At 39.9% G+C, this 19,826-nt stretch carries 22 protein-coding genes and 6 pseudogenes; 15 read left to right on the plus strand and 13 right to left on the minus strand.

All coding sequences use genetic code 11. The features are described 5' to 3' along the window. Positions 1-97 precede the first annotated feature (97 nt). Positions 98-577: a hypothetical protein gene (locus LC653_RS38405; RefSeq protein WP_229500585.1), complete on the minus strand. Its 480-nt coding sequence runs from the start codon at positions 575-577 to the stop codon at positions 98-100. 52 nt (positions 578-629) lie between these two features. Between LC653_RS38405 and LC653_RS38410 the strand changes: the two genes are divergently transcribed. The 5 genes from LC653_RS38410 (at position 630) to LC653_RS38430 (ending at position 3,113) form a co-directional block, all read left to right on the plus strand. Next, positions 630-1,349 (plus strand): transposase family protein, encoded by a 720-nt coding sequence (locus LC653_RS38410; RefSeq protein ID WP_229500587.1) that lies wholly within the window; start codon positions 630-632, stop codon positions 1,347-1,349. 189 nt (positions 1,350-1,538) lie between these two features. After that, complete coding sequence (locus LC653_RS38415) at positions 1,539-1,706, plus strand: hypothetical protein (protein ID WP_229500589.1); 168 nt, start codon at positions 1,539-1,541, stop codon at positions 1,704-1,706. Positions 1,707-1,922: 216 nt separating this feature from the next. Next, positions 1,923-2,177, plus strand: coding sequence for a hypothetical protein (locus LC653_RS38420; protein WP_229500591.1), 255 nt, complete (start codon positions 1,923-1,925; stop codon positions 2,175-2,177). A gap of 257 nt (positions 2,178-2,434) precedes the next feature. After that, positions 2,435-2,596 (plus strand): hypothetical protein, encoded by a 162-nt coding sequence (locus LC653_RS38425; RefSeq protein ID WP_229500593.1) that lies wholly within the window; start codon positions 2,435-2,437, stop codon positions 2,594-2,596. Positions 2,597-2,678: 82 nt separating this feature from the next. Then, a complete protein-coding gene (locus LC653_RS38430) occupies positions 2,679-3,113 on the plus strand; it encodes a GFA family protein (RefSeq protein WP_229500595.1) in 435 nt (144 codons plus the stop codon). Here LC653_RS38430 and LC653_RS38435 read toward each other — a convergent pair. Continuing rightward, complete coding sequence (locus tag LC653_RS38435; RefSeq protein ID WP_308189212.1) at positions 3,110-3,400, minus strand: hypothetical protein; 291 nt, start codon at positions 3,398-3,400, stop codon at positions 3,110-3,112. The genes LC653_RS38430 and LC653_RS38435 overlap by 4 nt on opposite strands. Before the next feature lie 184 nt (positions 3,401-3,584). Here LC653_RS38435 and LC653_RS38440 point away from each other — a divergent pair, with 184 nt between their 5' ends. After that, a complete protein-coding gene (locus LC653_RS38440; protein WP_229500596.1) occupies positions 3,585-3,920 on the plus strand; it encodes a VOC family protein in 336 nt (111 codons plus the stop codon). On the opposite strand, the pseudogene LC653_RS38445 reads toward LC653_RS38440, so the two are convergent. The 5 genes and pseudogenes from LC653_RS38445 to LC653_RS38465 form a co-directional block, all read right to left on the minus strand. After that, positions 3,886-4,178 (minus strand): annotated as a pseudogene (locus LC653_RS38445) (transposase); the annotation flags it as partial. The gene LC653_RS38440 and the pseudogene LC653_RS38445 sit on opposite strands and share 35 nt — an antisense overlap. 45 nt (positions 4,179-4,223) lie before the next feature. Further along, the gene (locus LC653_RS38450) at positions 4,224-5,165 is read right to left on the minus strand and encodes a hypothetical protein (protein ID WP_229500598.1); all 942 of its coding nucleotides are present in this window, start codon (positions 5,163-5,165) and stop codon (positions 4,224-4,226) included. A gap of 227 nt (positions 5,166-5,392) precedes the next feature. After that, positions 5,393-5,647, minus strand: coding sequence for a helix-turn-helix domain-containing protein (locus LC653_RS38455; protein WP_190737844.1), 255 nt, complete (start codon positions 5,645-5,647; stop codon positions 5,393-5,395). A gap of 160 nt (positions 5,648-5,807) precedes the next feature. Continuing rightward, positions 5,808-5,969 (minus strand): hypothetical protein, encoded by a 162-nt coding sequence (locus LC653_RS38460; RefSeq protein ID WP_229500600.1) that lies wholly within the window; start codon positions 5,967-5,969, stop codon positions 5,808-5,810. A gap of 331 nt (positions 5,970-6,300) precedes the next feature. After that, positions 6,301-7,020 (minus strand): annotated as a pseudogene (locus LC653_RS38465) (IS630 family transposase); the annotation flags it as partial. A 109-nt stretch (positions 7,021-7,129) separates the two neighbouring features. On the opposite strand from LC653_RS38465, the gene LC653_RS38470 reads away from it, so the two are divergent. Then, positions 7,130-7,369, plus strand: coding sequence for a hypothetical protein (locus LC653_RS38470; protein WP_229500602.1), 240 nt, complete (start codon positions 7,130-7,132; stop codon positions 7,367-7,369). A gap of 134 nt (positions 7,370-7,503) precedes the next feature. Then, a pseudogene (locus LC653_RS38475) lies at positions 7,504-7,842 on the plus strand (transposase); the annotation flags it as partial. Positions 7,843-8,172: 330 nt separating this feature from the next. On the opposite strand, the gene LC653_RS38480 reads toward LC653_RS38475, so the two are convergent. Next, positions 8,173-8,532, minus strand: coding sequence for an RpnC/YadD family protein (locus tag LC653_RS38480; RefSeq protein ID WP_372478280.1), 360 nt, complete (start codon positions 8,530-8,532; stop codon positions 8,173-8,175). 61 nt (positions 8,533-8,593) lie between these two features. Between LC653_RS38480 and LC653_RS38485 the strand changes: the two genes are divergently transcribed. The 3 genes and pseudogenes from LC653_RS38485 to LC653_RS38495 form a co-directional block, all read left to right on the plus strand. After that, entirely contained in the window at positions 8,594-9,076 is a 483-nt protein-coding gene (locus tag LC653_RS38485) for a gamma-glutamyl-gamma-aminobutyrate hydrolase family protein (protein WP_229500605.1), read from the plus strand. A 346-nt stretch (positions 9,077-9,422) separates the two neighbouring features. Continuing rightward, positions 9,423-9,983, plus strand: coding sequence for a hypothetical protein (locus LC653_RS38490; RefSeq protein ID WP_229500606.1), 561 nt, complete (start codon positions 9,423-9,425; stop codon positions 9,981-9,983). Positions 9,984-10,687: 704 nt separating this feature from the next. Continuing rightward, positions 10,688-10,873, plus strand: a pseudogene (locus LC653_RS38495) (transposase); the annotation flags it as partial. Positions 10,874-10,925: 52 nt separating this feature from the next. Here LC653_RS38495 and LC653_RS38500 read toward each other — a convergent pair. Then, positions 10,926-11,123 (minus strand): NblA/ycf18 family protein, encoded by a 198-nt coding sequence (locus tag LC653_RS38500; protein WP_229500607.1) that lies wholly within the window; start codon positions 11,121-11,123, stop codon positions 10,926-10,928. Between the two features lie 123 nt (positions 11,124-11,246). Between LC653_RS38500 and LC653_RS38505 the strand changes: the two genes are divergently transcribed. The 3 genes and pseudogenes from LC653_RS38505 to LC653_RS38515 all read left to right on the plus strand — a co-directional run. Further along, positions 11,247-11,471 (plus strand): hypothetical protein, encoded by a 225-nt coding sequence (locus tag LC653_RS38505; RefSeq protein ID WP_229500608.1) that lies wholly within the window; start codon positions 11,247-11,249, stop codon positions 11,469-11,471. 266 nt (positions 11,472-11,737) lie between these two features. Beyond that, positions 11,738-12,790 (plus strand): J domain-containing protein, encoded by a 1,053-nt coding sequence (locus LC653_RS38510; RefSeq protein WP_229500609.1) that lies wholly within the window; start codon positions 11,738-11,740, stop codon positions 12,788-12,790. 587 nt (positions 12,791-13,377) lie between these two features. Next, a pseudogene (locus LC653_RS38515) lies at positions 13,378-13,968 on the plus strand (transposase); the annotation flags it as partial. A 29-nt stretch (positions 13,969-13,997) separates the two neighbouring features. On the opposite strand, the gene LC653_RS38520 reads toward LC653_RS38515, so the two are convergent. Genes LC653_RS38520 through LC653_RS38535 form a run of 4 tightly spaced genes read right to left on the minus strand, consistent with a single transcriptional unit; the run spans position 13,998 to position 18,177 of the window. Then, positions 13,998-14,645: an alpha-L-fucosidase gene (locus LC653_RS38520; RefSeq protein ID WP_229500610.1), complete on the minus strand. Its 648-nt coding sequence runs from the start codon at positions 14,643-14,645 to the stop codon at positions 13,998-14,000. Further along, complete coding sequence (locus LC653_RS38525; protein WP_229500611.1) at positions 14,605-14,886, minus strand: hypothetical protein; 282 nt, start codon at positions 14,884-14,886, stop codon at positions 14,605-14,607. The genes LC653_RS38520 and LC653_RS38525 overlap by 41 nt, the downstream gene beginning before the upstream one ends. 7 nt (positions 14,887-14,893) lie before the next feature. Then, positions 14,894-16,750, minus strand: coding sequence for a serine/threonine-protein kinase (locus LC653_RS38530; protein WP_229500612.1), 1,857 nt, complete (start codon positions 16,748-16,750; stop codon positions 14,894-14,896). Between the two features lie 2 nt (positions 16,751-16,752). After that, complete coding sequence (locus tag LC653_RS38535) at positions 16,753-18,177, minus strand: helix-turn-helix domain-containing protein (RefSeq protein ID WP_229500613.1); 1,425 nt, start codon at positions 18,175-18,177, stop codon at positions 16,753-16,755. Positions 18,178-19,397: 1,220 nt separating this feature from the next. On the opposite strand from LC653_RS38535, the pseudogene LC653_RS38540 reads away from it, so the two are divergent. Next, positions 19,398-19,826: pseudogene (locus LC653_RS38540) on the plus strand (DUF3987 domain-containing protein); the annotation flags it as partial.

Below are 19,826 nucleotides of genomic sequence, written 5' to 3' on the forward strand. Positions count from 1 at the left end.
GAATATTTGGATGCTGTAATCAAGGGTGAGGAAGTATCTCAGGTTAGAGGGGTTAAGTTTTGTCCCCAATGTTGGAATCCTGGCGCAGCGGTTGACGCTATGTGGAGTCAAAATAATTCGTAATTGAATCTGTAGCTGTGAAGATAATGGATATAGCGCGATAGATGGAGTCAACCGCAGAACTAAAGCCAAGATTATTTACGCCACCAGAGTTTGGCTCAAGGTTATAAGTTTGAGAATTGCCGAGAACATTATTAAAGGTTTCTTTAAAGACTGCTGGTAGGGTATAGGTATAAATTCCGTCAACATCAGGCACTGTTACCTGAAAACGTGCGGTACGACCATCTACTATTTCGACACCTGTAACCGCAGCACCACCAGAAAGAACCAAGTTGGTCAGGTTTACTGAATCAACTCGTACAGCCTCGGATAAAGTGACATCGATTGTTGTCGGCAGAGTTGATAATGTTTGGTTGAATAGACATATCGTTAATATAAACATCGTGAGATGATAGAAAAAGGAGTAAAAACTAGGTGCAGTAAAAATGACCAGTCCAATGGCCACGAATTGAATCACATCCCCAGGAACTTGGAGACTAATTGGAATCAATTATGAGCAGTTTTTAGCATTGGTAGAATTGGCAGAAGAAAGGCATCGAGAAAAACAAGTAGAAATTGAAAAAAATAAAGTTCGGGTTATCGCCCCTGGTGGTGGACGGAAATCAGAGATATCAGCCAAAGAAGGAGTATGCTTATGTCTAGTTTACCTCAGACAAAAACCAATTTTTGAAATTTTAGGACTCCTGTTTGATATATCCAAAACTAAAGCGAATGACACATTTAATTATTGGGTAGATATTTTGCGAGAAATTCTGCCAGCATCTCAAATAGAAGAAGTTCAAGAAGACCAAGAAAAATATGAAGAATTATGGCGCATACTGTGCGAGTACGAATTAATTGTAGATAGCGCCGAACAAGCAATACATAGACCTGTAGACTATCAAGAGCAGAAAAAATACTACTCTGGCAAGAAAAAGATGCACACGCTAAAAAATCAGTTTATTGTCATGCCAAATGGAGAAGATATTGTCGATGTCTGTGTGGGAATGTTAGGAAAAACTAGTGATATTGTGTTGTTCCGAAATACTCGGAATAAATTAGCTAAAAAACAAAAGTTTATTGGAGATAAAGCCTATGTCGGTGATGAGGCAATTTCTACACCTCAGAAAAAACCAAGAAATACCGAACTTTCTCAATTACAAAAGCAAGAGAATAAACAGCTATCATCACGTCGAATTGTTGTGGAACACATGATCTGTCGCCTAAAAATATTCCGAGTCAAAGCGTGAAAAATTCCGTCTAGCTCGCCATCGATATACTCAGGTCATTATGGCAGTCTGCGGTTTAGTCAGGTTACGACTTCATCGGTTATCCTTTTTAACTAGTAATACTTAATTTTGCCTTTGCTGAAATTCATTTATTCTTCTCCTATCTTTCCACTCAATTTTCCTATTTTTCTTCCCTAACGTCTTGAAACCATGATTATATCGTTCCATCTCAGAGCGATCGCCTTGACTTGTAAATCCCTACAACTCTCTCCTAGCAATCATTTAGAATTTTCGGATGAGTCTAATGGTGTTGTTGAAGTGACAAATGGTGCTGGATTTGATGAGGTAGAAGTAGCTCCCGTGACGGACAATGTATAAGTGCCTCTGTTGTTGCCTCTAACACTGGTAACGATATTACCAGAAGTTAAACCCAACTTTAAACTCGGTAGGTCGGCGATCGCTAATTGTACTTCGAGCGATGGAGTGACTTGATGCCTCTGATGACTTGGGAATTGTGGTTAGCTCGTGATATTGTGACTGATAATCCTTTACCTTGGCACTGACTGATAAACTACTTAAAAACTAGTAAATAGCATGGTAAAAAAGTATATTGTGGATTTAAGTGAGGATGAAGTTTCTCAATTGCAAACGCTAATTAAAAAAGGTAAGCACAAGGCAAGAACGATCACTCGCGCAAATATTCTTCTGATGGCTTCTGAGGGAGAAACAGATCAAGCGATGCCTACGGCGGGCTACGCCTACGCTGCCAAAGTCCAAAGTCCATGTTACGACAGTAGAACGGACACGAGAGAAATTTGTCATCGGTGGGTTAGATTTTGCACTTCTTGATGAACCTCATCCACCAAAGCTTCGTAAACTTGAAGTCCATGAAGAAGCGTAACTAAAAAGCTACAGCTTGTTCTAACCCACCTTCTGGACGGGTAAGATGGACAATGCAACTTTTAGCAGACCACTTAATAGCCTGTGGTATCGGGGAATTCGATTTCTGATGAAACAGTTCGTCAAACCTTAAAAAAAACGATATTAAGCCGTGGCTCAAAGAACAGTGGTGCATTCCCGAAGTAAATGCCGAGTACGTTTTACGGATGGAAGATATATTGGATTTATACAACGAGCCGTATGATCCTAAACGTCCAGTAGTTTGTTTTGATGAATGTTCATATCAATTGGTAGAAGAAGTTAGACAACCTTTACCACCTGAACCGGAGCAACCAGAACGTTATGATTTTGAGTATATTAGTCTGTGAACTGAATAGTGCCAATACTTCCAGTATGAAACAAGAAAGAATGTAAGCAATTGAAGCGCATTTTTGGGAGCGGAGAAAAAATATGTCTAATGTGAACATTGCAAAAGGTAGCTGCCTGTGTGGAGTAGTAAATGTTTCTACAACCCGTATGAGTAATCAGGTAGGAGCGTGTCATTGTAGTATGTGTCGCAACTGGGGTGGAGGCCCTTTGTTAGTAGTTGAGTGTGAAAGTGATGTTAGCTTCTCTGGTGAAGAAAATATCGTAGTTTATCAATCTTCAGAATGGGCAGAGCGTGGATTCTGTAAGAAGTGTGGTAGCCATCTATTTTACAAATTGAAACAAAGTAACCAGTATTTCATACCCGTTGGACTATTCGATAATTGTGAAGGTCTTGTTTTTGGTCATCAGATATTCATTGATGAAAAGCCCAAATATTACTGTTTTGCCAATGAAACCAAGAACCTGACAGGTGCAGAGGTATTTGCACAGTTTGCACCTCTATCAGATAATCCTTAGAGTTCCAAAATGCTATTACCTCGCTTACGGGTTAACTCTGTGTACTCTTGCTGAATTTGTTCCAGCGTCACTCCTTCTGGTATGGGAAATTCCGTTAACGCAATTCCCCCAATAAATGCACTAGACCAAACAATAAATTCACTGTCTCCATGCTCTCCAATCACATAAACATGAACGTCTTGAAGAGCAACATTCAGTCGTTTACCAAGTTGATATCTCAGTCTAGCTGTATCAAGAACGGTTCGGGAACCGAAAATTAGGTTTTCTGCTCTCGTGGAATTGGCGATGTCTACGACGGGCTATTCGGCGTCGCAATCCGCGTTAGTACATCAACTGGATTGTTGTGTTTTGAAGCTTGAAGCTATAGAATTTTTACGTTTTTTCTATTCTCCATGACCTCAATTAAGGCTTGAATGATTAGGTCAAGTGTACTAATCTAGTCTCAATTTAACTAAAAAGCGGAGAGCAATTATGATTGATCACACTGGTATCGTTGTGAGTGATTTTGAGCGAAGCAAGTCCTTTTATGCTGCGGCATTAGAACCAATTGGACTCTCACTCATTTTAGAGTATTCAGCCTCTACCACTGGAAGTACCGATATTGCTGGTTTCGGTCAGCCGCCAGAAGCTGAATTCTGGCTTACTCACGGTAATCCTGGTTCTGTAAGAGTTCATGTAGCGTTCAGAGTTCACAACCATGCTGCTGTTGAGGCATTTTACAACGCAGCTTTAGCTGCTGGTGGACGAGACAATGGTGCGCCCGGTTTTCGGACTCACCGATATACTGACGAACCACTCCAGCAGTAAAATTACCACTCTTCCTATGACCAGAATCATCGATTATTAAGCTAAATCCTCTACTAATTCTGGTCTGACTACACTTGTCCATGATTTCCAATCGACGTTCATTGACCTGGGAACGCTGGGCCTTGGCGCTTCAGTTAAAAAGTGGTGTAATCGGTGGTAAGTCACCTCTACAGCGTTAGAAGCCATTTGAAAGAGGTTTTTTCTTTCGCTTTCACCCAATAATCCCCCTAAATAATGCCTAAATTCTCTCTTTTGTGCTTAGTATAAACTCCTTGGCAATTGCCTACAATAATATACTGCGAATTAAACTATGATTTCAGATTCCAAAACACTTAATATTTTCTCTTCCAAATCCGTCACATAAGAACGGTTCAGCTTCCCCAGCGACTCCAAAAACTTCTGCACCGACTCCTCCAACGCACCCGAATACACCCGATTGATGCGATCGCAAATTACCTGCATCTGCTCACACTCTTGCGGCAAGTAGTTGAAGGACTTCAGGTGTTGCAACCCTACGGCGTACTCGCCATCCCAGACTCTCACAGTGCAACTAAACTCGTTTACTTGGTTGACAATTGCCCAACACCCACCCTCTCCTCTCAGTTCTGGGTTGTCCTTCGCAAGGATTTGGCAGACTTCACCAATTTGGTAGGTATTGGGTACTTTGGTTCTCTCCATGATCCTTTGCACCACGTCTTTGACGATTCTACCAGTCGGTACTTTGCCGCCAGCAAGTTCTACCGCCTGTTGCCAACAACTGCGCTGTGACTCCGCTTCCAAAGGAACCAAGGGTCTAACTTGGCGTTCGCTTGTAGGCAAAATTTGGGAACCATTGGTTCCCATTTCATTCGATATCTCGTTTTGGGAACCATTGGTTCCCATTATTATGTTGTCAACTACATTTGAAGCAGCGATTAAATAATTCACATGGCGGTGAGTATACCCGAACCGAGAGCGGCAATATTCCTTGAAGGTTTTATGCGTCGAACGGTACAGTCGGCGATCGCGTAACTCAGTCAATGCCTTACCTGCCTCAAAAAACGCTCTTTCCACACGGCGCTCTAGGTGAAGGCGATCGCGCTCCTCTGTTTCGGACAACTCCTCTACTTCAGCAGCAGTAACTGTAATTGTTGCTGTAGCAGGATTTTCTGGATCAAAAACATCCTGCACAGAACTAACGGGTAATGTGTTGTCATTAGATGCAGCAGAGTTGACTTTTTTGCGCCTAGAGGGTGGCTGATTCATTTTTCCACCTCTTTTGGTTCACTGGCATTTGCTCAACGTCGATTGCAGATATATTTAAACTGTGGTGTGTACTAGCAATCGCTTTTGGGCTTACCATTTCATCAAGAAAGCAATAAACGAAGCTTCTAATTAATCAGTACAGTACAGGTAGTCAAAGCATAGATCAGAGCAATCAAATACTTGTGTCGTTTGCGCCTAAAAACCTTGCTTAGTCACCAGTGAGCCTTTTATCTTACCTCTTGAACCAAAGCAGCTTTAACCTCAGCATCAAAATCTACACCAAGTGCTTCAGAAAGTTTTCGTAAAGTCTCACGAGGCAAAGACTTCGCTTCTTCGGTTTCTATGCGATAGAGGTTGCCAACGCTCATACCTGCTTGAGCTGCTACCCACGTTGGGGATAATCCCTTGGCCTCCCTAATCTCTCTAATTCGACTGCCTAAACTAGGCAGGTCAACAGACAAAGTAACTTGCATTAAGTTCATATTTTCACGCCTCCATTAATCTAACCAAATTATAGCGCTTCTTTCCTCCTTTATAAAGCTTTACTTATAAAGTTTTACTTATTTAGTGAGACTTGACAACTATGGCTTAAACAGCTACGCTTAGATTAGAGAAGCAAAGTAGTTTACTGTGCTTTAAAACTTAGTCTTCTCTACAGCCAACAGTGCTGTGAACAAACAAAATAATAAGGCGATCGCCGCTCCGGCCAAGAAACGCGATCACCTTATGTAAAACACCACCGTACAGATGGAGTACCACTAAATTATGACTCACGCCATTTACACTTATCAACAGCTGCACCACAAATCTATTGCCCGACTCAAGCAAATCTACAGCGAAATCGCCTGCACAATCGAAGTAAGCGACAAACGCTGCAAGAGGAAATTTCGTTTTATGACCAAGAGGCGTTTGTAGGGGACTATCTTGTAGCTAGCATTAGCTACGATCATGGGAATTACCAAAACCTCTACTGGCGGGTACTTGTAAACAACATTGAGATTTTCCGCGACCTTTCGGCTGCTAGATGCCACAGTTACATCAAGCAACAATACCAGCAAGGCACGCTACCAATACAAGAGCAATTACCAGAAGAAGTTTGCACAACTGGTAATAAAATCATGGCGCAGACGCCTTTTGTTTCTCTGCTTTTGGGATGTACAAATGCATACTTTCCATTTCCATTTAAATCTCCAGTTGACATTGGCAATTGGCGTTTCTCCCTCAGCTACATATACTCGTCGCAGAACTGGCTTGAGTCCCAAGGGGTGTTCGTCTTCACCGGAGGCGGAGCGTCTCCGGCTCCGCACCAAAGTTGAATTTCAGCCTCTGGGTGTCTGGTTTGGAGTTCCTCAACCTCTGTGGCTAGTTTTTTTTCCAGGCTTCTTGCTCTAAAAAATCACTTTCAGTGTGGTATGGGCGAGGTACTCGCACCTCTTAAGTCATCTGCGGTAATATCTCCCATCCTCTTTGTCGGCTAACCTTTGTACCTGTAACTTCACTCAACCAATCCGCCACTTTCCGACCATTCCATAATCCTCCATCTGGGGCATTTGACTGCAAAACTTGCCACAGTCGTGCTTGCTCAACATCCTCAATTAGCGGTGAAGCTCCTTGATTTTTATTTCGGCGATCGCATAGCCCAGAAATGCCCAACTCGTTATATCTTTTTACCAATGCGTAAATCCATGTTCTGCTATAACCCGTTATTTCCTCTACTTCCTCTGTTTTCTTGCCTTGCGCTAGTAACCATATAATCTGATACTGACGACTTTCTATTCCGTATGAAAGCATGTTTATAAAGTTGCTCTAGCTCACAGCTATTTAAATGCTCGGCTATACTGATTCGTTTTGGCATAAGTCATATTTTTGCTTCTTAGCTTTATCGTAAGCGATTATCCGGACATGATATCACAGTTGTAAAGCGATCGCCTCTCACCACATTTTCACCAATCCCCATTAAATCAATGCAACCCACAATATCAATCCCCCAACACTGGGACTACCCTCGCTTTGCTTTGGAACAGCGTACTAAGGACGGCATCATTCTGGGGCTTCATTACTACCCGAATGGTACTGAATTAGCTGAACAATTTGGTGATGGCTGGCGTTATGTTTTGATGCCTAATAAGAACTCTGACCCCGGATTTCTCACAAAGCCAGAGAAAAGAGGAGTCAAAAACTGCCAAAATGTCTATTGCAAATGAATTCCAGCAGTTTTAAGCATGACCCCTCAGAAAACAGATTGTATACCGGAACAGTTCAAATTTGAACCTGTATTGTCATCTCCAATCATAGTTAATTTTAAGGGTGAGACAGTAACATCTGATGCAGGATTAACGGTCAGATGGAGAACTGTTTCAAGGAACAAAAATTAGAAATGAAAAGTGACAGAACTAGTACCCATACATTTGCAGGAAATCAATTACGTCTGTGGTTTTCTTCTATCGCTTATATTTTGATAAATGCTCTCAGAGATAAAGGTTTAGCAAAAACCGAACTCCGAAATGCTCAAGTTGGAACTATTCGTACAAAGTTATTGAAACTAGGAGCGATTATCACTATTAGTAGCCAACAGGTTTTAATTGCAATTAGTAGTACTTGTTCCTATAAGGATATTTTTGCAACAGTTTATAAATGTTTATCTCAACTCCCAAGCCAATTGTTAATAAGCACCTAATTTAATTCATTATTATTGGCTTGTTATTCGGGTTAATTTTCTTAAATTAAACCCTAGCTTTGCTATGTCTATTTTCATTCATCATAATTTTTTATCCCCGTGTAAGACAGTCAAGCTGTAATTTATTTATCTTTTAGCTTTCGGTTTTTACTTGAATTTCTCCTGCTCACTCATCTAATTTAATCATGTATTAATTAAATTACCCTAAATTTTGCTCGCCTCCATGATTTTTTCTCACTTGTGAGAAATCCGGGTTTCTTCCTCAACTTTGGAAATCATTACCCTGGAAGAAATTTCGGGCGAACCTTTTCCGCTTACAAAAAAGAGTGTTTAAAACCCAAACAATTCATAGCCAAACTGATTCGGTCGCCAGTTTACCCGCTCATCACCCAAAACTGCCAAAGATGCTACTGAGCGTTTGTAAAGGTCAAAAATCCTATAGTTATATACGAACATACGTTCTGCAAAATCACTCTCCTCTTGACTTTGCACCTCAATATGTGCAAGTATCCAAGATTCTTCACCTCCGATACGGTAAACTTTTACCAACTTATCAGCAAGTCGCCGTCCTAAGAGAGCATCGCGCACCACTTGCTGTAATTCCTTATCCAAAAATTCATTGCCCTGACTCCAGTCAATCTCTTCATGCGCTTGTGGAAAGAAAAACTGCATGAAATCTTGAAAATACAATTGTAGTATCTGTTTCCATGGCGAATCATATTCAGTCTGGGGATTTTCATTAGTCAATTCTATGGATGCTGAACGTGATGCTTTTGAATTGCAGCTTGCCAAGTTTGCCCTTGAACGTCATTTGCCAATATTTGGTATTTGTCGAGGTTTACAAATTCTTATCGTCACCTGTGGGGGTACTTTAATTCCTCACATTCCAGATGTCTATGGTACATCTACACTACATCGCCTAGAGCCTGAACCTGGACGACGCTTACCGACAGAACATCTCGTCACAATAGATATAGAAAGCCGTTTAACTAAATGTGTACAGAATTCTCATATATCTATAGTTTCTTGGCATCATCAAGCAGTAGATAAAGTACCATCTTCTTGGCGGATTGTTGGTCATGCTCCAGATGATGGGGTCATTGAAGCTGTGGAGCATGAACATCATCCTTGGGCAATTGGTGTGCAATGGCATCCTGAGCTTTCAATTTCTGATCCTAGTAATCAAAAAATTTTTCAAGCTTTCGTTCAGGCTGCACATACTCAACAAAGCTAACTCAGGATTTAAAGTTTTATCGGCATTATTTTTCATAATTCATCATATTGGTTTAGCAGCATACTTCGACTGGCGTGCCACAACATTATATTTATGCAGAAAGTAGTTCAGACCCTTTGGTTACGCCGAAACCAATGCCCGTCGCATCAAGGAAAAGATTCTCCAAACAAATGAGATCACCGCTTTTCTGATTCGCATTAACCGGGAAACAGGGAGAAGAGGAGCAGAAAAGGACTGGGCATTGGATACCAGTTGTCTCCTTGAGGGGCAAAGAAATTGGTCGATTAATAATCTTCGAGCTGATTTGCGTTAGCGAAGCTTAACGAAGTTATCGCTACTTGAAGAGATGGGGAATACGATTATTCCTTTGGGCGAAGGCGCTGATGAAAGTGCTTCTCGGTGGATGAAGGCCGCGGGGATTGCCATCGATTCGGAGCATAATCACAAGGTGGCGAATGCCAAAGATATTGATAGAAGGACTTACACCAGCAGACAGCATCAGGATTACCTGAAGCCAGAAGAGGTTTTGGAGTGTGAGAAATTCCGCATACAGGACACTTATGGGATGAGCGTAACCCCTGAACTGGTTGAGCAAGATGACGGGGGGCAGTTAATTAAAAAGATTGTCGCACTTGAAGCGATATTGGCTGCACCAGGGGAAATGGTCACTGATGACCAGGGGCGAGAATTTATTCCACCGCCGGCTATTGTTGTGGAAAGGGATAAATCGGAACGGGAGCGCTTGGCTATTTGCACAGACTGGAGTAATCATTCTACCGCGTGGTTGATGCGTCATCGGCTCGGACTCAGGGCGGTGTTGATGGATCTAATAGCTGGGGTTGAGATTAAAGGGGACGAGGCGATGATTCAGGTTTTGGCAGAGTTCTCCAAACAGTTACCCAGGTAGAAGTGCGATTCGTTGGTCGAAATGAGTACAAATACTCAAGGATGACCGCAAGTGTTTACGGATGTAACGAAACTAAGGAAGGAAATAACCGACCTCAGAAGTAGTAATCCCCGAACCTTGACAACTTGGCAATCATGCAGGTGAGTCCACTCAGGACAAGTCCTACCCCTCAAGTGCTGAGGTGAAAGCATAACCCTCATTTAGAGACTAGCTATCAAAGGATGAAGCAGGGTTAAACGGAGGTAACTCATAGCCTAAATGGGAATCCCTTCTAGCAGGAACTCATGGACAGCAAAAGCGAAGATACATTAAACCATCGTTAACGTGAGTTCGACGGTTATAAAAAGGCAAAAAGCTTGCTATGTATGGATTTGCATAACAAAGCATACAAAAAGGCGATCGCTACGATTGAATGAGAATCGGTACAAAAGTGACAAAAAAAGCCGAGACTAAGAATATCTAACAAAAATGAGGGTCAGGGCTTAGTCTACCATTGTATCTCGCCCGGAGGCGGAGCGTCTCCGGCTCCGCTCGACATTACACAGATTTTCTGCGATGTAGATGATTTCTGTTCGTCATGGGAGAGGATATGGCAACAAGTACCGTAGCTACCGTCAATGGCTGGAGAGCGTCGCAGCACTTACAGTATGCATCTATCGGAGGTAATGACGATTGCGTTAGCGAAGCTTACCGAAGGTATCGCTTTGATGAAAATGATTGATAAAATTCTTTTACGCAAGCGTGCAGTAATTGAATCGGTTAATGACCACTTAAAAAACCTGTGTCAAATTGAACATTCTAGGCATCGAAGTGTTTTCAACTTTTTGGTCAACTTGATGGCTGGTTTAGCTGCTTATACTTATAGGTTTTATCATCTGTTGATGTCCTAACCACCAAGGCTGTTGCTATATCTACAAAACTTACTGTCTAAACATACTTGCTTTACCCGGATAGAGCATCTAAACTTCGTTGACACTCCTGCTTTAGCAATTCCTGGTAAGTCTTTTCCCTAATCATCATCTGCTTGTAAAGCATGAGCAAAAACTCTTGAGCTTGTTCACCAGACATCTGCTGCACAACGTCTGCGAAAGTTCTAAGGCTAAATTCTTGTTCTAAAGATAATTCAATGGGTTGATTCATCGCTTTTATTACTTACTCTTTTATTTGGGTTTGCTTATATAAGCAAATATTGCTTTATATAAATAAATGTTACAATAACTTTACAAAAAGCAAAGGGTGTAAACCGTACTAAGTAGGTTAGAAATGCCGTATCTGCTGCTAAAAACCTTGATATCACTCCATTGTGGCAACCTAAGTAAAAACCTAAGTTCTAAAGTTTCTTACTTTGAGGTTTTTAAAAGCATTTTTCGCCTCTGCTTGCGGCTGGCGATCGCTCAAAAGAAGAGATGGGCAATACGATTATTCCTTTGGGCAACGATTGATGAGCGGTTGGGTGTGATGCTGGAGTTTGAGGATCTTGACCCTTAATAGCGCCTACCGCTCTGTCCCGCATTTCTCACAAGCTTTGCGATCGCCTATCTCGTAATCTTTACTCAGAACCGATTTCAAGCCTTTTTCGCGGCTAATAATTTTAGCACAGTGCGAAACGCATAAATCTAGGTTTTATAAGGCTTTGAGAGATGTGGTGAGAAATCCGGGATAAGCGGTAAGTTTTTGCGAGATCGCAAAAAAATTTCTTTTTAGGTGTAAATTGTCGTTAGAGTTTTTTATCTTGAAAAAAGCATAAATCTTCTATGCCTCGAAAAACCCCACCGGGAGCATCCCACTTTACTCTTACAACTCCACTGGCTCTGTCTCAATTACATATCCGCTTACAGTTTCTAGAAAAAGAACACCAATCATTACTCAAGCAGATTAAGAGAAAGCGTACAGAACTGAATAACTTTGTTGAACAGACGCGAACTTTCGCCACAGAAATCTTTCATCAAGCCAGTCCCAGTTTCCGAAAAATGGCTGAGTTAGACCAGGATATTCATGCTCTATTTGATGAAATTTTTACTACTAGAAAGTTTGGTCAACAAACCCTCAAAAACATAGAGGCAGTTTACCTTAATCTCCAGTTGACAGGAATCATTAGTCCAAAAACCAGTCGCAAACAATTTTCAACAGAGCTAGACGAATTGTTTGACAGCCCCGAACCAGAATCAGATTTTTCAAGGGAAACTGCTGAAGGTCGCTATCAACATTGGCAAGCACAAGAATCTGTAGAATCTCAGTCTGTAACTAGAACAGGAGATAAGAGAAAAATTCGTGAAACATTTCTGAGGTTAGCTGAAATCTTTCACCCTGATAAGGTAAAAGACAGCGAGACACAGACATATCATACAGAAATCATGAAAACAATCAATCAAGCCTACCAAGAAGGTGATTTAGCAAGACTTCTCGAAATTGAACGAATTCACCAAGTCGGGGAAGTTATTGACAATAATAGCGAGGATGATTTAACTCGGAAATGTCGAACTATAGAACAGCAAAATCAAATTCTTCTCACTCAATATGAAAAGTTGAAACGGGAACTGCGTTTAGCAAAAAATACTCCCGAAGGAACTATGGTTTCGGATTCTCGTAAAGCTGCGAAAAAAGGCATTGACTCTATGGCTATTATGGTAGAAACAATAGACAATCAAATAAAGGTTGTTTCTCAGATTCGGGATTTTGTCAAGGACTTTATCGAACAGAATATCACTATCAAAGAATTTCTCGGTGGCCCACCAAGTCTGCATTCCTTAGACGAAGAAATTATGTCAGATATTTTGGAGCAGATGTTGTCAGAATTAATGAGATAGTAATTGATTCTTCTTAACAAGTTTTCGCTTGATTTGTAGATTTGTAGCTCATCTAATCAAATTCAAATGGATTTTACAGAACTATGCCAATTAAAAAACATATTAATATTATGCTCTGTTGGCGATTGAGCGCTTTGTTTGGGGGGTCGAGTTGATGGCACCTTTTTCCCAACCTCACTTTCATCCTATTGCTCCCAGTAGGGTGTTGGGTGTAGTGTTTCAGACAAAGGAATAATTTTTCGAGCGGATATTCGGTATCAGTTTCAACTTGATTTTCCGCACAACCGAGAGTCAACTGGATTCTAGGAACCATTGGTTCCCAAGAAATAAGCTGCACATCGCGTGAGTCAACTGGATTCTAGGAACCATTGGTTCCCAACAGATAAGCTGCACATCGCGTGAGTTATCTGAATTCTAGGAACCATTGGTTCTATCGAGATAGAAATTCCCCCCTTTAAATCAATGAACAGTTAACAGTAAACAGTTATCACGGTTTCTAACTGATACGGCTAATGCTTGATAACTGATACGGCTAATGCTTGATTATTTGACGGCGGGTATTGCATTTTAGCTGATTTCGTCGCCCCTCAGAAAATGTTCACTTGATTACTCGATTAAAAGCTAAAGCCTCTATTAAAGTATTAAAGGTGTTTACTTATGACTATTCTGTTAAAGACCAATTGATTCAACTTGGTACTGGTCGAGGTGGCGCACCAATTCTTAGTTTACGTTTAATAGAGATTAAAGTTGGTAAAACCGTCTATTCTTATATTACTTCTGTTATTGATCCAAATATTTTACCTCCCTACATTGTGGCTGATTTGTATCGTCGGCGCTGGCGCATTGAAGAGGCTTTTCACACAGTAAAACGCTTGTTGGCATTGTCTTATTTATGGACTGGTTCTATTAATGGAATCAAATTACAAGTGTGGGCTACTTGGTTATTTTATGCGGTTTTGGTTGACTTAGGAGATGCGATCGCTGATGAACTATCCTTACCTTTTGATCGCATTTCGTTAGAGATGGTTTATCGCGGTTTGTACCATTTTAGCGTTGCTTACGATAAGGGTAAAGCTACAGACCCAGTTAAGTACTTCGCTGCGAAAGAAAATCATGACTTAGGTGTGGTCAAAGCACTCCGAAAACCTGTCCCCAAGCTAGATTTATCACCTTTTCCTCTACCCCCCTTGACAAACGCGCAGTTTTCTTAACCTATCACAGATGCCCGCGCCGCCACACGTCCCGGTTGAATTGCGGTTTTGCTGGGCCACAACAAAAAGCCATCGTGATGCTTAGTTGTTAGCACAACATATCGCGCACCTACTTGAGAAAACAGTTTTGCCCATTTCTGTGGATTCCAGTTCGTAATCGCTGCGTTGAAACGTGGGATGAAGTCGTCGTAGGTAAAGTTTTCACCATAAGTTGCAGGGTGATAGTTATATGTATCACCCCCCTCAAGCTTCATTGAATTGTAGTACCATTCTGCGTAAGAATTGTGCAAAAACCAGTACTCCCAACCACGTTCTGCAACCACCTTGCTGAATTCACCAGTTAGTGGTGCCCAACCAGGTACAGAATACACCCCCCAGTGAACGAAAATACCGAGTTTTGCATCCAAGAACCAGTCTGGAACTTCGTGTTTGGATAGCGACTCGGTTGTAGGTTCGTATGTCCTATTTGCAAAGGTAACGGAAGCTGTCATGCTCCAAAATACACTCAACGATACTGCAACAACCAGCAAACGCACAAAATACTTAAACGCGGCAACATCCGCATTGCCACAGACATCCTGACAGCCGCCGACAACAGTGCCATCACAGCAAACGCATACCGAGGGCGGGGGGGCAACATCCAATTAAAACTTCTATGCTTTCTTTTTCACAAATCAAGCTTTTGGTGTCAAAGCGTTTCTCGCCTCTGTCCATTATTCTGCCAATTGGCTCACAGCGAATTTGGCTTCTTTTAACTCTTATTAATGGTACACTTGCGACCAATGGTATATCTTTTAGTATCAAAAAAGTTAACCAGAAAAATGCCCAATAATTTGTGCTTTTTTTCACAAAAGTTTTTCTATTTTTAGTATTATTCTCTTTCATTAGCTTATCATTTTTTCAGTATCCGATCTAGTAACTCCTGTCTCCAAATAGGAATGTCTGAATCTGTAGACTTAGCAAGTAAACAGAATTCTATAGAAGTTCTAGCATCATCGATTTTACCTAATGTTTCTTGCGCTTTAGCTAATAGGCAATAAGCATCTATTCTTTGATTATCTAAACTCAGTGCTTTTTCTAAATATTTTTCAGCATCACTTATTTTATTTTGTTCTAAGCTTGCCCAGCCCAAATTTTTATATAATGCAGCTTGTATTAATGGATCGTTATTTTTTTTTAATCCTGACTGAGCTAAAGAAATTGCTAGATTGTAGTTACCCGTTTTAATCTTCAGTCTGGACAAGTTATTAATAGCTATCATTGCTGAACTACTACTTTTAATGGCTATACTATATTCTTTTTCTGCTAATTTATAATCTCCTTGCCCATCATAAAACCGTCCTAAATTATAATGCACTGTCCAATCATTTTGGTTTAATTGAAGCAACTTTTTATAAACATCTTCTACACATTTAATATCTGATAATTGCTGACAGTTTATTCCTAAGAGATTGTAGGCATCTATATTTTTATTATTGTATTTAATAGAAAGATCATAATCCTTTTTAGCTGCACTAAGATTACCTGTGAGCATAAGCCGAGAAGCTTTATCCAAATAATACTTAGATATAGCAACTTTAGTTGAAGAATTAGTTTTTATTGCCCAGCTAAAGAAACTTTCTGCGCTTTGATAATCATTCCTTGTTTCTGATTTCTCTCCTTGAGCAACTAAATAATTAGCGACACTAGGTGCAGATAACTTGCCTATTCCAAGAATTATTAATGCACCTGCTACAAATCTTCCAATTTTAAAAACTTTAGACTTGAGAAAATGATAAACTTTACTTTCCCAAGGAAGCTTTTGTATTCGTTCAGTTATTATTTCTGTAGTTTGTGGTCGAAACCCTGGAAAGGGATGTATCATTTCATCGATTAAATCTGCTATAGGCTTATCAATCTGCGGTGCTTTATCTCTCCAAATTAGCTTTCCTGTCCTATCTTCTGTTGGTAACTGCAACATTGGTACGCCAGTAACCAAATTGACAATAGTCCGTCCCAACGCATAGAAGTCAGATTGCGGTAGCGCTCGACCATCCATTTGTTCAGGTGCAGAGAACCCAATCGAACAAACTGCTGTTACCTCATACCCAGTTCCTCCTCCTCCTGTTATGCTATCTCTTCCGCTAGATGCCACTTTTACTAAGTAAGTTCTAGTAATTTTCCTTACAGTACCGAAATCAACAAGTGCCAGATTCCCATTTGGTTGATGAATAATATTTGTTGGTTTGATATCTCTATGGAAATATCCTATTTTGTGTACATGATCAAGAATATCCAGCAATTGCAACATCCATTCTAATGCTACATTTTGAGAAATTTTGCCATTCGTTTCTAACCACTGTTGTAAATTCTCTCCTTCCATCTTCTCCATTACTAAGCAATGTAATTCTAGGCGTGGTTCCTTTGGCAGTGTAAAAGTAAAGTAATCACTACTAGCAGCTTGAGGAATTCCCGGATGAGACAAGTTGATTAATGCTTGTACTTCTCGTCGCACTAGTTCAACGTATTTAGGTTCGTTCCACTTTAATACTTTCATCACTCGTATTCGAGGTTTCGTTCCCCATCTTGGGTCAATGTCTTCAACCTCTAAAACATCTGTATAGCCTTCTATGTCTTTTTCTAAAGGTCGCAATGGTCGCAGTAGACGAATACGTTCATTTATTAGCAAGGGGGTTCCACAAGCTAAACAGTTTTCAACATCATCAGGGTTGTGGCGCTGGTTACAAAAGTGATTTATGCAGTAAACCACATTTACTCCTGATTGTAATTATTCGCTTTTGACTGATTAGAACTTTTATACACTAACCCTAATGGATCAACTAAAATATATTTTCTAATAACTGGTTGTAAACTGTAGCTTATTTCTTGCTTTATTGTTTTTTTATTAACCTCAATCAACGAGCGTTGCTCTAAAACTTCTAGTGCTATTATTACTTCAGAAGTTGACACATCTATAAATTGCTTTTTAATATCCTCAAGAATTTTAGGAAAGGGAATCGAAGTCAACTCTTCTGATGTTTTCTCTGCTAAATAAATCATTATATTTTTTTGGAGATCATTCAATAGTCCAGCTTGCCTAAATTGTTGATTTAGCATTGATTGAACTTGCTGACCCATTAAGGTAGTTTTATATTCAAAGAACTTTTCTACATCACCTCCCCAAAAACGATTAATTCGTTCAGCAACTACCTCCAACTCTGAAGGATTTCCACGATAAGTTTCAATTAGCTTTTTACAAGATTCCCCGTATAAACCTTTATCATGCAGCATAGATATTCCTGCATTTTCGTCTAAACCTTGTATCTTAATAGATGAAATTATAAGAGTTGTATTTACCTCAATAATTTCCTCTAAAGGCAGTTGACTTGTCACGATTGTATAGCTTTTATGTTGTTCATTTATAAGTTGAAATAGGAACTTTCCATACTCAACTCTCTTTCCAAAATTTTCTGCTTGTACTAACCCTTCAAATCCGTCTAATACAAGCAAATAACGACGTGATTGTAAATTTTTTAATAAGAAAACAATTTTTTCTTGTAAAGATTCATCATTTATTTTTAATCGTAAAACCTTAATTAATCCGTCAACTAATTCTTCGAGTGACGAATAAGCCTCAATCCTTTTCCAAACTACACATTCATATATATCTGAATTCTCGGTAAGTATTTCTTCTACTAATTTTACTACTAATGAACTTTTCCCAACTCCTCCAACTCCAATTAAAGCTATACTGCTCTCTTTAGAAGAAGCAATTCTTCGTTTTAAATAATTTATTTCCTTTTGTCGACCATGAAAATATTTTGTTTTTGGTAATTCTCCATAAATTAAAGTTTTGCCTACTAAGCGCTCATTCTCAGCTTCAGAAAATTCTAACTTTTCTACATAATCATTTTTTGCTAATTTAAACAAAATATTTTTTAAATATATTTTTTTTACTTTCACTCCATTACCAATAACTTGTGAAAGCATATTCCACAACGGCGGTGCTACTTTCTGTTGTAAATAGTAGGAGTTGTAGCCCCCATCGCTTGCCATCTCCTTATAATCCTTGCCATCCCAAGACCCCTTGATAACAATTATTTCAGCTTCTGATAACCGCCTTCCTACACTTTTAAGTACTTGCTCTTCTAATATCTCTAATATAGTATCTATGTCTAAATTATTACTAGTGATCATATTTAGTCTTATTTGTTATGGCATAGTGAGCAGAAACAATGCATTCGTTGTATACTGCAAACGGCTAATAGATGGACTTTTACTTGATCGGCTGGAAGCTTTGCTTAATAAAACTTTTAACGATTACTGAAAAATCAAGTTCCAAACCGTATTTAGTCTAAGTTAGAACTCAGCTTAAGAATTCTATACAATTAGTAGATAGGATGACTCTGGGGTTTAAAGACACGAATAAATCCGTGGAGGAAAATAAAAGTGTAGCATTATTTATGAATCCGCTGAATTTGTACTGATTTTTTCTAATAAACCTAATCTGTATTATTCTTATACTGTATTTTATTTTCACTGAGGTACAACGTTCCAATATCTACTTTATCTACATTCTTCATATTTATTATCAAAAATTGGCTTTTCAATAAACCCTTAAAGTTATATGCTTTAAATGTTACTTTGCAGAGGTAGCACTATTGCATCATTAAAAACATTGTTGCAGCTTAAAGTGAGCTTCAAAGATGGTAAATCATTAGTCAAGGTCGTCAGTAACCGCACTTATTAGGTTCTACACTCTTGCTAAAATATCTCAATTAAAAAAATCAAGCTAATTGAAAGGAGGCATGGGGGTGAAGATACAAGAGTACGACAACTTAACGCACAAAGCGCCACTAAGGAGTAGCGCTTTGTGCGAGTTTCAAATTTCATAGAAATCCAGAGCGGGGTTGATCTCGAAGGAACAAAACGAGTGGCATTTATAGTTTGGCGACTGTGATTCCACTAAGTTTGTCTAAGAGTATAGTCCGCGCTGCCAGATCCATTATAGGGTCTGCCGCTTGGAAAGTCCATTCCTTGCGGTGTGTTTTGGCTGTCGAAATTCATAAATTTCTGTAAAGTTAAATTTAATTAAGAAATATCCCGAATTTCGTAGCAAAAAGCAGTAGCAGCGCGAATAACAGTTATCAGTTAACAGTCAACAGTTAACAGTTATCAAGGACTGTGAATTTCAACTGATAACTGGTAACTGGTAACTGATGCAACCCCCTCTGAGTTTGTCAACCAACAACCAGGGGCGAATATTGTGAGAAATAACAAAAATTCCCAGAGCGCAGTGTTAGAGCGTATGGGGTCGGATAGTGCGATCAGCAACGCTTGGCGTTTTGCCATCGCATATCAGTTGTGCGGTGTAGTGGAGGAAAATTTCAGGGTTCTGTTAACGAGAGCTCTCACTCACGGGTGGGGTTCAGCCTGGAATGTTCCGCAAGATTTTCAAAGATCCAGAAGATTCACAGGGGATGCTGGCGCGGTTCCTGGTCGCCAAAGCTAACGCACTCATGCCAAAGCGTGTAAAAGGATACTGTGTGTTAGCAGAACAACTGCCACCTTTCTATGACTGGTTGGAGAATTGCCCAATGGGTATAGTCAAACTATCGAATAATGCAGACGCTTATTATACAAAGCTGTGTCAAGAAATTGGACGGCAGGCTTGGGCGACAACACAACCAGCAATCAGGGCGTGGATGTTTAAACTGCCAACGCAATTATTAAGGATTGCCCTGGCTTTGCACTTGATCGACTGTTATTACGATCGCAATTCTAGTAATTTCTGGCAAATTCAAACTGAAACATTATCTAGAGCGGTGTTATTCGCCCAATACTAC

The organism is Nostoc mirabile CHAB5784 (assembly GCF_020829645.1).
Lineage (GTDB): Bacteria > Cyanobacteriota > Cyanobacteriia > Cyanobacteriales > Nostocaceae > Nostoc > Nostoc mirabile.